The organism is Bacillus halotolerans (assembly GCF_004006435.1).
Lineage (GTDB): Bacteria > Bacillota > Bacilli > Bacillales > Bacillaceae > Bacillus > Bacillus halotolerans.
Genome location: NZ_CP029364.1, coordinates 2,948,432 through 2,960,444, shown reverse-complemented (window position 1 = coordinate 2,960,444; position 12,013 = coordinate 2,948,432). Strand labels below are relative to the sequence as shown.

Genomic DNA, 12,013 nt, shown 5'->3' with positions numbered 1-12,013 from the left:
TCAAGATGACACAGCTCCTTTTTTATTTAAAGATATTTATATAATTCATCGCAGTTCCGATAACCAGCGCAATCACAAGGGCTGCTACAACCCAGATCGTGGCCATGATAATGCGGTCTTGGATCTTTTGGGACTTCGGTGTTTGTTCTTCGTTTTGAGTCATCTCCACTCGCTCCTTTCACATATCCATGTCATAAAGAAAGCCTGGTGCTGTAGGACCAAGCTGTGCTGAACTTATATATTAGCGTTTTATCATCCGCTCTATGAGATCATTCGTTAAGACTATGATACCCAAACTCATCCTGAATGACAAGCTTCCGCACCTGAATCACATCCATCATCAGATAAATCGTTTGACATCCTCCCTAAAACAGAGTACATTATACAAGGCGAACATTTGGTATATATTCATTATAAATATTCGTATTTAGGAGTGGATTCTATGGAAAATGTGTTTGATTACGAAGATATTCAACTAATTCCTGCAAAATGCATTGTGAACAGCCGTTCTGAATGTGATACATCCGTACGTTTAGGCGGACGTACATTTAAATTGCCCGTCGTTCCTGCCAATATGCAGACGATTATAGATGAGAAACTTGCGGTTTCATTAGCCGAAAACGGCTATTTTTATGTGATGCACCGCTTTGAACCTGAAAAACGGATTGACTTTATAAAGGACATGAACGCACGCGGCCTATTCTCTTCTATCAGCGTTGGGGTCAAAGATGAGGAGTATGCATTTGTCCGTCACTTGGCAGAAGAAAATCTGATCCCTGAATACGTGACCATCGACATCGCTCACGGACATTCCAATGCCGTCATTGAGATGATTCAACACCTCAAAAAACATCTTCCGGACAGCTTTGTCATCGCGGGAAATGTCGGAACACCGGAAGCGGTCAGAGAGCTCGAAAATGCCGGAGCGGATGCCACAAAAGTCGGCATCGGACCGGGAAAAGTATGTATAACGAAAATTAAAACCGGTTTCGGCACAGGCGGATGGCAATTAGCCGCGCTGCGCTGGTGCGCAAAAGCCGCCAGCAAACCGATTATCGCGGATGGCGGAATCCGCACCCATGGCGACATCGCAAAATCAATTCGATTCGGCGCTACCATGGTCATGATCGGTTCACTATTTGCCGGACACGAGGAATCACCGGGACAAACCATTGAAAAAGACGGAAAGCTCTACAAAGAATACTTTGGCTCAGCCTCTGAATATCAAAAAGGCGAAAAGAAAAATGTCGAAGGCAAAAAAATGCACGTAGAGCATAAAGGCGCAATCATGGATACGCTGATTGAAATGGAACAGGATCTTCAATCTTCTATTTCTTATGCTGGCGGAACTAAGCTGGAGGCTATCCGCAATGTGGATTATGTCATCGTGAAGAATTCGATTTTTAATGGAGATAAGTATTAAAAATAAAAAAAGCCAAGTCAGCGGCTCGCCGCTTGACTTGGCTTTTTCTATTATTAGCACTCTTCTGGTTTACCTGCATTCGTCGCTGTCCTGAAAGAAGAACCGCAGCCGCATGAGGCGATGGCGTTTGGATTATCGATGGTAAAACCGCCGCCAAGCATGGATTGCTTAAAGTCTATAATAGTGCCGTTCATGATATCAAGGCTTTCTTTGTCAACGAGAACAGTAATGCCGTGCTCCTCAAACATACTGTCTGCTTCGCTTTTTTCATGCTCAAAGCCCATTCCGTATGAAAGACCGCTGCAGCCGCCGCCTTTAACGCCGACACGCAGAAACGCGTTTTCTTCTTCATGCTCTTTCATCATATCTTTTATATGCAAAGCTGCTGCTTCTGTAATTGTTACAGGGTTGCTCATTAATGTGAACCTCCTTTTAGAAACCGGATGTTGTCTTTTATTATAAACTTGATCGGCTCATTTCTCAAACTAGCTGTTTTATAAAAAATAGACGCCCTCACAAACAGTCTCTGCCGGACCTGTCATCATCACATGGCCGTTCTCTTTCCAATTAATGACCAAATCTCCGCCCGCTAAATGAACCGTAATGTCTTCATTTCGTCTTGATACGCCGTTTAAAACAGATGCGACAGCCGCTGCACAAGCGCCTGTTCCGCAAGCCTGTGTGATGCCTGATCCCCGTTCCCACACGCGGAAGTGCAGTTCATGCTCATTCACGGTTTCCACAAACTCGACATTCACACCTTCCGGAAATCTTGGATCTTTTTCAATCACCGGTCCCAGTGTCGTCAGCGGTGCCTGTTCAATATCGGCAATCGGAAAAACGATATGCGGATTGCCCATGGAAACCGCGGTGCCTTTTAGTTCAGCTTCGCCAAATGTCATTGTTTCATTAATGGTTTGCTCCTCACCGCCGCCAAGCATCGGAAGCTCGGCTTTTGTCAGACGCGGTTCACCCATATCGACAGTGACAACATTCACTTTTCCGTTTTCAGCTTGAACCTCTGCTTTCACAAGCCCGGAGAGGGTTTCAATCAGAAAAGATGTTTCCTCAACCAGCTTATGCTCATACGCGTATTTTGCAACGCAGCGCAAACCGTTGCCGCAGTTTTTCCCTTCAGACCCGTCATTATTAAAAATCCGCATTTTGACAGGTGCTTGATCTGAAGGACATATGAGGATCATTCCGTCGGAGCCGATCCCTGTATAAACGGAAGACACTTGAACCGCTATTTCAGACAGTTGTTCTTCCGGCAGTTGTTCTTCAAATTGATTCACGTATATATAGCTGTTTCCAAGTCCGTGCATTTTGGTAAATCGAAATGAGTTCATAGATGCCTCCAACTTTTTCTCTTTTTCTTAGTATAAAAGCTATTATAAACGGACACAATACAATTATCCCCCGTTTTTCATACATAAAAGCTCCTTGCAATGACGCAAGGAGCTTTTATCTTTTATATGAACATGCCGGCAATAGCCGCGCTCAGCAGATTGGCTAATGTTCCCGCCAGAACAGCCTTTAACCCGAGGCGTGCGATATCTGAGCGGCGGCTTGGCGCTAAACCGCCAAGCGTACCGAGCATAATCGCAATCGAAGAGAAATTTGCGAACCCGCATAACGCAAAACTGATAATCGTAGCGGTTTTTTTAGAAAACTCGCCGATGTGCGGACCGAAGTTAGAATAAGCGACAAACTCATTCAGCACCAATTTCTGGCCGATAAAGCTTCCGGCATGCAAGGCTTCATGCCATGGCACACCAATCATAAAGGCGATTGGAGAACACACATAGCCGAGGATAGATTCTAATGTGACATCTTTTAAACCGAACAAACCGAAAACACCGCCGAGAATACCGTTGACCACGGCGATTAATGCGACAAATGCAAGCAGCATCGCCCCAACGTTCAGCGCAATTTGCAGACCTGTTGACGCACCCTTTGCAGCTGCGTCAATCACATTGGCCGCTCCTTCGCCTTCATCCATTTTGAAATCGCCTTTTACTGTTTGCGGCGTTTCCGTTTCAGGAATGATTAATTTTCCGAAAACCAGACCCGCAGGAGCGGCCATGAAGCTCGCCGCGAGCAAGTATTCAATCGGAATACCGAGAAGGGCGTAGCCAAACAAAGTTGAACCCGCAACAGCCGATAGACCGCTCGTCATAATTGTAAACAGTTCAGAGCGCGTCAGTCCTGCAATGAGGGGCCTGATCACTAACGGAGATTCCGATTGCCCTACAAAAATATTAGCAGCAGCCGCAAGAGATTCCGTTTTGCTTGTCCCAAGAAGCTTCGACAATCCGCCGCCGATCACACGGAAAATGAGCTGCATGATTTTCAAATGATATAAAACTGCGATCAGTGCTGAGAAGAAAATGATAACAGGCAGTACACTTAATGCAAACGCCGGGCTGTCGCCGACTTTTAAAAGCGGCCCAAATATGAAATTGATGCCTTCATTCGCATAATCAATCAGAAGCTGTACACGGCTTGAAAACCATAAAAAAACAGCGCGTCCCGCTTCCCATTTCAACACGATGTATCCAAACGCCACCTGTATACATAAACCAACGATGACGGTTCTTATTCTAATATTGCTTTTCTTTTCTGAAAATAAAAACGCGATGGCGATTATCCCAACTGCGCCGAGCAGTCCCCAAAGAACATTCATGAATACACCTACACCTCTTAAAATTTATTTAAAACAAATCTTTTATACGATAACAATAATATTTTTTGATGTCTACACATTTTTTCAGTACTTTTGTACCGCAAAATAAAAAAGGGCCTGAGACAGGCCCTTTTCTTCAAAACATTGGGTTTTCTTCAATAAATGTATATATATTCTCAACAAGCTCAGCAGGTGTTTCACCCGTAACGACTTCTCCGTTTACTAGAGCGAATAGTGATTCCATACATTTCCCGCAATAGCTTAAACAGCCGTATTCAAGAACATCCAGATTCGGATCTTTCTCTAAAATCGCTCGGGCTTCCTGAGAGCCGTGAGCCAGATTGCTGACACAAAATTCAATCATTGGATTCATGCGGTTTCACCTCACATATGAACATTATCGCGAATTTTTCACTATTCGTCAAAGACAACGAACGCATTAAAATTTATTATCGTAACATATCATTCCTGCAATAACGTTTTACTAATTTGTGTTTTAAGGCTAATTTGTAGGTTATTTTGAAACTAATATTGTGATTTTAGATCAAATTCGATATAATTCTAGATGTTATTTTACAAAGTTCGTATTTTTCATCAATGTGTCTATCATACTCTTCGGGTTAAAGGGGAATTCAAATGAAAAAATTGGTCTTGATCGGCGGAGGTTACGGAAACATGCGTGTTCTTCATCGCTTATTGCCCAACCAGCTGCCTCATGATGTTTCAATCACGTTAATTGACAGAAATCCTTATCACTGCTTAAAAACAGAATATTATGCCCTTGCCGCAGGCACAATTTCTGACCACCATATCAGAGTGACGTTCCCAGAGCACCCTCGCCTGGATGTCGAGTACGGCGATATTTCATCAATTGATATTGCACAAAAACAAGTGCTGTTCCATGACCGCGAACCGATTTCTTACGATGACGCAGTGATCGGGCTCGGCTGCGAGGATAAATATCATAACGTGCCGGGAGCGCCCGAATTCACCTACAGCATTCAAACCATCGATCAGTCCCGCGAAACCTATCAAAAGCTGAACAACTTATGCGCCGAAGCGACTGTTGCCATTGTCGGAGCAGGCCTTAGCGGCGTTGAACTTGCAAGTGAATTAAGAGAAAGCCGTGACGATCTGAACATTATTTTGTTTGACCGCGGAGATCTCATTTTATCAAGCTTTCCCGAGCGTTTGAGCAAATATGTGCAAAAATGGTTCGAAGAGCACGGTGTCCGCATTATTAACAGGGCAAATATCACAAGAGTAGAAGAAGGCGTTGTGTATAACCACGATGACGCAATTTCCGCAGACGCCGTCGTATGGACAGCCGGCATACAGCCGAATAAAGTCGTCAGAGACTTGGATGTGGAAAAGGACGCACAAGGCCGTGTCGTGTTAACCCCTCATCACAATGTCCCGGGTGATGAACATCTGTACGTTGTCGGAGATTGTGCCAGCCTTCCTCACGCACCGAGTGCCCAGCTGGCAGAAGCTCAAGCAGAACAGATTGTCCAAATATTGCAAAAACGATGGAATGGTGAAGCCCTTCCTGAATCAATGCCTCAGTTTAAGCTGAAAGGCGTTTTAGGTTCACTCGGGAAAAAAGCCGGCTTCGGACTTGTTGCTGACCGGCCGCTGATCGGCCGTGTTCCGCGTTTGCTGAAATCCGGCTTGCTGTGGATGTACAAACACCATAACGGATAATAGCAGAACCGCTGATGAAGTCAGCGGTTTTCTGTATAACCGTATCTCTCCATTTCCTCATATACATCCTTCAATTTCGGATTGCCTTCTCCGACAATTTTATTTTCTACGAGGACGAGCGGATAAAAATATTCGTCATTTCTGATTTTTTCCGCAAGCTGTTTTACGTTTTCGACGTCAGGCGGCTCGTAAATGTCGATGTATTGGATTTCAAAAGGCTGATTCGGATATTTTCTTTTCAGCGCAGCCTCAAGCCATTCATATGTATCTTTAGCCGTCGGCATATTGACACAGCTTGCACAAACGGTTTCTGCCCCATATACGCTGAGCATGACTGTTTTGGTCATTGATAAGTGCCCCCATTTCTCTGCATTACATTCTTTCTATTAAGTATACAGAGACAAAAGACGTTTTTATAGAAAAAAACCGTTTTTGTGTTCAAGTCTGAATGTGCTATAATAATGGGAGCAATTCTGCAAACCAAACAATAGATTTTTATTGTTACACTGAATATAATGGTTTTATGACGACGAAAGGAGCGAATGTCATGACTGAAGTTGAAATGAAAGAACAGGTGCAGGAAGTACTGGACAAACTTCGTCCGTTTTTACTTCGTGACGGCGGTGACTGTGAGCTTGTAGACGTTGATGAAGGTATTGTTAAGCTTCGTCTTCTAGGCGCGTGCGGCAGCTGCCCAAGTTCAACAATTACGCTGAAAGCCGGAATTGAACGCGCTCTTCTTGAAGAAGTGCCTGGTGTAATTGAAGTAGAACAAGTCTTTTAATAAAGCAGCCAGGCTGATATTTGATCAGCCTGGCTTTTTTTATGAGAGATATTGGTCAAACCATGAGCTTATATAGGCCAGGCGCTTGATCCGCTGTCCCGGGTGTCCGCTGCGTGACAAATTATGCGACGCTTTCGGAAAACGGACCAGCACGGTTTCCTTGTCCATTTTTTTCAAGGCGATAAAAAGCTGTTCAGCCTGTTCAATCGGGCACCGGTCATCACGTTCGCCATGAAGAATTAAAAGGGGCGTCTCCACGTCTGCCGCATATTTTAAAGGGGAACGGTCCCACAGTTTTTCTGTATCGGTAAACATGTCATGCTCAAGCTGCCAGTCCGTGAAAAAATAGCCGATATCACTAACGCCGTGAAAGCTGAGCCAGTTTGAAATCGAACGCTGAGTGACAGCTGCTTTAAAACGATTTGTCTGCCCCACGATCCAGTTGGTCATAAAGCCTCCGTAGCTTCCGCCTGTGACCCCTATCCGCTCGGCATCTATCTGCGGGTCTCTTTTGATCGCCTCATCCACTGCCTGCATCACGTCCTGATAGTCTTTTCCGCCGTAATCCCCTCTGACTGCGTTCACAAATTCCTGTCCGTAGCCATGGCTTCCTCTTGGATTTACATAAACCACTGCATATCCTTTCGCCGCCAGCACCTGAAATTCGTGAAAATATGTATGCCCGTACATCATATGCGGACCGCCGTGTATATTGAGAATAAGCGGATAGTTTTTGCCCTCTGCAGCATGAGCAGGTTTCATCAGCCAGCCGTTCACCGTCATTCCGTCTTCTGTCACATATTGAATGTCTTCAGGTAACGAAATGAGGTGCTCGTCAACAAATTTGTCATTCGCATCAGTCAGCCGTTTTTCTTCCTGTCCAAGCGGAATGCTGTATAGCTCACTAGGTCTGCCAGGCTTTGTCACACTGGCAATAAAGCTTTGTTCGTCAGGATGAATGGAAAAGCTGTTGATATATTCTTTTTCTAACCGAATCGGATATACGAGTCCTTCTATAGAAACATAATAGATTCCCGTGCTGCCTTGTTCTGTGCCGATGACATAAAACCCTTGACTGTCTTTTGTCCAAACCGGGCGCTGTTCAGCTCCTCCTATCAGTGAGTCTCCAATCAACGCATCCGCTAAGTGAACGTCCAGCATATCAGTGAGACACGTAAGGCGGTCTAGCTCTATATCATAAAGCCACGCTTTTTCTAGCGTTGCATTCCGATATTCCTGTTCATGCCCAAGCAAAGCAAGGTACCTTCCGTCCGGCGAAAAAGAGCTGGGTCCGAATGAGCCGCGATGAGAGGTAATCAGCTTGAGATCTTCAGTCTCCAGCGATACCATGCAGACATCGTGCGGCTTGCTGGCATCATCCGTTTCAGTCAAATTAGCCGAAAAAACGAGAGATTTGCCGTCAGGAGAAAAAGCCGGATCGAAGTGGTCAGCTTTTTCATTAGTCAGCTGTTTTACCTCACCAGACTTCACGCTGACAAGCACAAGCTGCGCATACGCGCCTCTCGTCAGCCCTTTTCCATCCCGTTTATAGGCTAAACCATGCACTTCAACCGGTTCAAAGTTGTCGGGTTCCGTTTTCTCTTGATCATAAACACTTTCTTCATCTCCCAGGCTGACCGTGACAAGCACTGACTCTCCATCCGGAGACCATACCGGCTGAGACACGCCATACGGAATATCAGTCAGTTTTTTTGCCTCACCGCCTTCAGCGCTCATTATATAAAGCTGAGACACATCGCCATCACGGTCAGAAACAAACGCAATCTGGCGTCCGTCCGGAGACCATCTAGGATCAGTGCTTCGCTTTTCTCCGTATGTCCAAGAAGCGGACGTCCCGCTATCCGTATCATATACCCATATATTTGATGTATATGAATCTTTCTCTTTGTTTGCTTGTGACTTCACATAAGCCGCACGCTTGCCGTCCGGGGCGTATTGAGGGTCTGTCACCGAGACAATGGCTGTCATATCTTCGGCGGTCATCAGCTTTTTCATATCAATCTCCTCCTTTTTACATGTATTTCGTTTTTCTAAATAAAAATCCCTTTATATCAGGAAGAAAAAAAGCGTCCTCCGCTGACACTGAGGAACGCTTGGAATGAACTATACACTTTTCACTTGATAGAAAGGATTTCGCTCTATTATACTTCCCTCTTTCGGAACGGTCAAAGCGTCGACTTCACAATGCGGGAAATGAAGTGCGAGCTGCTCTTTCAGCGCTTCTCCTTTTCCTTTTTCGGTCATGACGAGAATCGTCGGGCCCGCTCCGCTGAGGGCAGTTCCATAAGCGCCTTTCATCTCGGCAACATGCTCCACTTTAGACAATTCCGGGACAAGCATCGCCCGATACGGCTGATGGAACATATCCTTTTTCATGATTTTTCCGACGAGCGGCCAATCCTTTGACATGATCGCCGCGATGAGAATGTTGCTGACGGCGCTGGCTTTTACAGCGTCCGCATATGGAAACTCTGCCGGGAGCACGTCCCGCGCGTCTCTTGTCAGCACCTCGTAAAAAGGAATGACAACCACAACATCAATGTCGGCATCCGGCACGCGGATCATTTGCGTCTCGTCGTCTTCATGCAGTCCGATCACAAGCCCGCCGACGAGAGAAGCGCCTGCATTGTCCGGATGTCCTTCTTCAAGGCTGGCTAAATGCAGCTTGTCTGCTTCGGAGAGCTGTAAACCGCATAATTCGTCTGCCAGTTCTATAGCCGCCACTATGGCCGCAGCACTGCTGCCAAGACCGCGTGCAAGCGGGATATCGCTCCACACTTTCACATGTGCAGGAGGCATTGCTTTTCCGTACATATCTGCCGTCCGTTTCGCCACTTGATAGATCATATTATCTGTACCCGCCGGGATTCCGGCGACTGTTTCTGTTTCAGCTTCAAAAGACCATTGATCGCTTTCAAAGACGGTCAGCTTTAAATACCTGCTGAGCGCCATTCCGACTGAATCAAAGCCGGGGCCTAGGTTAGCCGTGCTTCCTGGAACAGTGACAGAGAACAGCATGTCGGCATCGTTCATACACGGGCCGCTCCTTTTAAGTATTCGAGGATGCTGTCTTCATCAGTCGGCAGGGTGACCGGCTTCATTTCAGAAATGTCGACCGCTGTGTTCGGGTCTTTCAGCCCGTTCCCTGTTAACACAGCCACAACCTTGCTGCCTTTCGGAATTTCTCCGGATTTTACTTGTTTCAGCACACCTGCAATAGATGCGCAGGAGCCCGGTTCTGCAAACACGCCTTCTTCACGGGCAATCAGCTGATACGCATGAAGAATTTCATCGTCAGTGACTTCGTCAATTTTCCCATTGGACTCCTCAGCCGCTTTTACAGCTTTATCCCAGCTTGCCGGGTTTCCGATACGAATCGCTGTTGCCACTGTTTCCGGGTTTTCAATGACTTCGTTGCGGACGATCGCAGCTGCACCTTCCGCTTCAAAACCGCGCATTTTCGGAAGGCCAGTGCCGTTTTTCTCATGATATTCTTTGAAGCCCTTCCAGTACGCTGTGATGTTTCCCGCGTTTCCGACCGGAATCGCCAAAACGTCCGGTGCTTCGCCCAGCTGTTCGCATACTTCAAAGGCAGCTGTTTTTTGGCCTTCGATGCGGTAAGGGTTGACCGAGTTGACAAGCGCGATCGGTGATTTTTCACAAATTGAACGGACAATTTTAAGGGCATCGTCAAAGTTGCCGTCGATCGCAATGATTTCAGCTCCGTACATGACTGCTTGAGCGAGCTTGCCAAACGCGATTTTCCCGTTCGGGATGATGACAATACATTTCATATCGGCGCGGGCTGCATAAGCAGCCGCAGCCGCTGATGTATTTCCGGTTGACGCGCACATAATCGTGTCGTTGCCTTCTTCTTTCGCCTTTGCCACCGCCATGACCATCCCGCGGTCTTTAAAAGATCCAGTAGGGTTTACGCCTTCTGTTTTGACATGGAGCTCAATCCCGAGCTGTTCAGACAGCTTCGGCAAATGAATGAGCGGCGTATTGCCTTCATGTAACGTAAGCGCCGGTGTTTGATCCGTTACGGGTAAAAACTCTTTATATTGATGGATAAGTCCTTTCCACATTAGCTCCAACCGTTCCCTTCTACACGATATGTGCTTTTGACTTCTTGAACGACTTCCAAATCATTTAAGTTTTGCAGGATATCACTGAAATCAGCTTCTGATGTGTGGTGTGTGACGATGACGATTTCTGCTAACTCATCATGCCCCTTAATCGGCAGCTGAAGAATTTTCTCAAAGCTGACGCCCCGTTCTGAGAACACAGACGTGATTTTCGAGAATGAGCCTACCTCATCCTTCACGTGAATTCTCAAGAATTGCTGTGCATAAATATCGGACGGCGACTTCATGTTTTTCTCATATTGCGGCGCAACAAAGCTGTTGCCGGTTACGCCGAGACGCATGTTTTTCATGACAGCAACCAGGTCAGACACAACTGATGTGGCTGTCGGCATGCTTCCCGCTCCCGGGCCATAGAACATCGTCTCTCCGACAGCTTCGCCATACACGTAGACGGCGTTATATTCATTATGCACGGCAGAAAGCGGATGGTGATCTGGAAGCAGCGTCGGCTGAACGCTGACTTCAATTTTGCTGCCGTCACGCTGGGCAATTCCGATCAGCTTCATTGTGTAGCCGAGGCGTTTGCTGAAGCTGATATCCTCGTCTGTAATCTGGGAGATCCCCTTCACTTTGACATCTTCCAGATCGACGTTCATTGAGAAGCCGAGACGCGCCAATATTGCCATTTTCCGTGCGGCGTCGAGCCCTTCCACATCTGAAGTCGGGTCAGCTTCGGCAAACCCGAGATCCTGCGCTTCCTTAAGCACTTCCTCGTAAGGGCTTTTCTCTTTAATCATTTTGGTTAAGATAAAGTTCGTTGTTCCGTTTACGATTCCCATCATTTTAGTAATCCTGTCTGATGAGAGGCCTTCCTCTAATGTGCGAAGAATTGGAATCCCGCCGGCAACGCTGGCTTCGAAGTAAATATCACAGCCATTTTCCTTTGCTTCAGCTAGCAGTTCAGAACCGTACACGGCCATTAAATCTTTGTTTGCCGTGACAACGTGTTTTTTCGATCTCAAAGCGTCAAGCAAATATTGCTTTGTCTGCTCAACACCGCCGATCACCTCGATGATGACATCAACATCTGGATCGTCGATCACATCATATACTTCTGTCGTGAGCACTTCCTTCGGCAAATCTACTTCTCTTTTTTTCTCTACATCTTTCACAAGCACTTTTTTTATTGTAATTGGACAGCCAACCTGATGCATCAGCTTATCCTGATGGTCTTGAATAATTTTAACGACACCGCTTCCGACGGTACCTAAGCCTAAAAGCCCTACACGAATTGCTTTCAAAAAAAC

The 12,013-nt window shown here is 46.2% G+C and carries 13 protein-coding genes; 3 read left to right on the top strand and 10 right to left on the bottom strand.

Translation table 11 applies throughout. The features are described 5' to 3' along the window. Positions 1–22 precede the first annotated feature (22 nt). Complete coding sequence (locus DIC78_RS15105) at positions 23–163, bottom strand: hypothetical protein (RefSeq protein WP_024122719.1); 141 nt, start codon at positions 161–163, stop codon at positions 23–25. Positions 164–442: 279 nt separating this feature from the next. Between DIC78_RS15105 and guaC the strand changes: the two genes are divergently transcribed. Then, positions 443–1,423, top strand: coding sequence for a GMP reductase (gene guaC / locus DIC78_RS15100; protein ID WP_106019496.1), 981 nt, complete (start codon positions 443–445; stop codon positions 1,421–1,423). A gap of 53 nt (positions 1,424–1,476) precedes the next feature. Here the strand turns inward: guaC and DIC78_RS15095 are convergent, their stop codons facing one another. The 4 genes from DIC78_RS15095 to DIC78_RS15080 form a co-directional block, all read right to left on the bottom strand. Beyond that, positions 1,477–1,839: a HesB/IscA family protein gene (locus DIC78_RS15095; protein ID WP_010331733.1), complete on the bottom strand. Its 363-nt coding sequence runs from the start codon at positions 1,837–1,839 to the stop codon at positions 1,477–1,479. Positions 1,840–1,917: 78 nt separating this feature from the next. Then, a complete protein-coding gene (dapF, locus tag DIC78_RS15090; protein ID WP_095713996.1) occupies positions 1,918–2,772 on the bottom strand; it encodes a diaminopimelate epimerase in 855 nt (284 codons plus the stop codon). A 122-nt stretch (positions 2,773–2,894) separates the two neighbouring features. Then, the gene (locus tag DIC78_RS15085; RefSeq protein ID WP_127696519.1) at positions 2,895–4,109 is read right to left on the bottom strand and encodes a NupC/NupG family nucleoside CNT transporter; all 1,215 of its coding nucleotides are present in this window, start codon (positions 4,107–4,109) and stop codon (positions 2,895–2,897) included. Between the two features lie 136 nt (positions 4,110–4,245). Further along, entirely contained in the window at positions 4,246–4,482 is a 237-nt protein-coding gene (locus DIC78_RS15080) for a YuzB family protein (protein ID WP_010331736.1), read from the bottom strand. A gap of 263 nt (positions 4,483–4,745) precedes the next feature. On the opposite strand from DIC78_RS15080, the gene DIC78_RS15075 reads away from it, so the two are divergent. Next, entirely contained in the window at positions 4,746–5,813 is a 1,068-nt protein-coding gene (locus tag DIC78_RS15075; protein ID WP_127696518.1) for an NAD(P)/FAD-dependent oxidoreductase, read from the top strand. 20 nt (positions 5,814–5,833) lie between these two features. On the opposite strand, the gene DIC78_RS15070 is transcribed toward DIC78_RS15075, so the two are convergent. Further along, positions 5,834–6,160: a YuzD family protein gene (locus DIC78_RS15070; protein ID WP_024122724.1), complete on the bottom strand. Its 327-nt coding sequence runs from the start codon at positions 6,158–6,160 to the stop codon at positions 5,834–5,836. A gap of 101 nt (positions 6,161–6,261) precedes the next feature. On the opposite strand from DIC78_RS15070, the gene DIC78_RS15065 reads away from it, so the two are divergent. After that, complete coding sequence (locus tag DIC78_RS15065; protein WP_174754433.1) at positions 6,262–6,597, top strand: NifU family protein; 336 nt, start codon at positions 6,262–6,264, stop codon at positions 6,595–6,597. A 39-nt stretch (positions 6,598–6,636) separates the two neighbouring features. On the opposite strand, the gene DIC78_RS15060 is transcribed toward DIC78_RS15065, so the two are convergent. From DIC78_RS15060 to DIC78_RS15045, 4 genes are all read right to left on the bottom strand, one after another. Further along, complete coding sequence (locus tag DIC78_RS15060) at positions 6,637–8,613, bottom strand: S9 family peptidase (RefSeq protein ID WP_127696517.1); 1,977 nt, start codon at positions 8,611–8,613, stop codon at positions 6,637–6,639. A gap of 108 nt (positions 8,614–8,721) precedes the next feature. Further along, entirely contained in the window at positions 8,722–9,651 is a 930-nt protein-coding gene (gene thrB / locus DIC78_RS15055) for a homoserine kinase (protein WP_101860004.1), read from the bottom strand. Then, a complete protein-coding gene (gene thrC / locus DIC78_RS15050) occupies positions 9,648–10,706 on the bottom strand; it encodes a threonine synthase (protein WP_024122727.1) in 1,059 nt (352 codons plus the stop codon). Before thrC ends, thrB begins: the two co-directional genes overlap by 4 nt. Continuing rightward, positions 10,706–12,007, bottom strand: a complete 1,302-nt coding sequence (locus DIC78_RS15045; protein WP_044158994.1) for a homoserine dehydrogenase — start codon at positions 12,005–12,007, stop codon at positions 10,706–10,708. Before DIC78_RS15045 ends, thrC begins: the two co-directional genes overlap by 1 nt. Between the last annotated feature and the right edge of the window lie 6 nt (positions 12,008–12,013).